The organism is Pedobacter gandavensis, from assembly GCF_032678745.1.
Taxonomy (GTDB): Bacteria; Bacteroidota; Bacteroidia; order Sphingobacteriales; family Sphingobacteriaceae; genus Pedobacter; species Pedobacter gandavensis_C.
This window is the reverse complement of sequence record NZ_JAVTST010000022.1, coordinates 1-802: the sequence shown is the minus strand read 5'-3', so window position 1 is coordinate 802 and position 802 is coordinate 1. Positions and strand designations below refer to the sequence as shown.

Sequence of the window (802 nt, the reverse complement as noted above, 5' to 3'; positions counted from 1 at the left end):
AGGACTTTAAAAGCTTTGTCTTTCGGTCGCTGGTCATAATTGTTTTTGATCTGGCTTAAATAACTGCCTTCCACTTGATCAAAACGTTCTTTTACGTCCTGATATTTCCTCTGAACGTGTTTGTCTTCATGAGTTTCCGTCGAACCATTCAAATTACCCAGGTAAACACTGTCGGATACACGTTCTCCATCTGCAGAGATAAATGCAATATAAGGCTCCATCTGTTCTTTGAGGAGTCCCTCGTACATCGGAATGAAGCATTTTCCTTCTTCTCTGCGTGCAATATTCAGGTATTCCCGAGCTCCACCACGTTCCGGTCTGTAAATCATCACCATGACGCTATCGTTGAAATCTAATTCATCTGTCTGAGTAGGATCCCAGCTAATTTCCAGCCCATCTTCCAGCTTCGTAATTTTTAAATCCCGGGTTGCAGGCATCTTGCCCTGACTCAGCAATACTTTGCTGTAATCTATGCTGATATTAGGGTATTCACCCTTTAAAGCCTGTTTTTTATTGTAAGAAGTGGCAAGGTTATGTGCATTGTGTACTGTTCCTTTTGCTTGTAATCCGAATCCTAGTTTGATAAAACTGCCCATGTTGCGGAGCAATTTCATGGTGACTTCCATCTTCTGGTAATTGGCTTTTTGAAGGATAGTCGGTTTCCCTTTTCTACCGATTAAGCGTACTATAGGCTGCCCATTGAGCATGTAAAATACAAGATTTCCTACTTTTCCGCTGTAGTGGCCCTGTGGGCCGTGTGATGCTATTGCCATAATGAGAGTCGTTAATGGTTTGGTATTGA

General features: G+C 42.1%; 1 protein-coding gene. It reads right to left on the bottom strand.

Going from position 1 to position 802, the window contains the following annotated elements; translation table 11 throughout:
- The coding region (locus R2S10_RS24675) for a DUF6266 family protein (RefSeq protein WP_316843061.1) at window positions 1-773 on the bottom strand (773 nt) is incomplete at its 3' end.
- Between the last annotated feature and the right edge of the window lie 29 nt (window positions 774-802).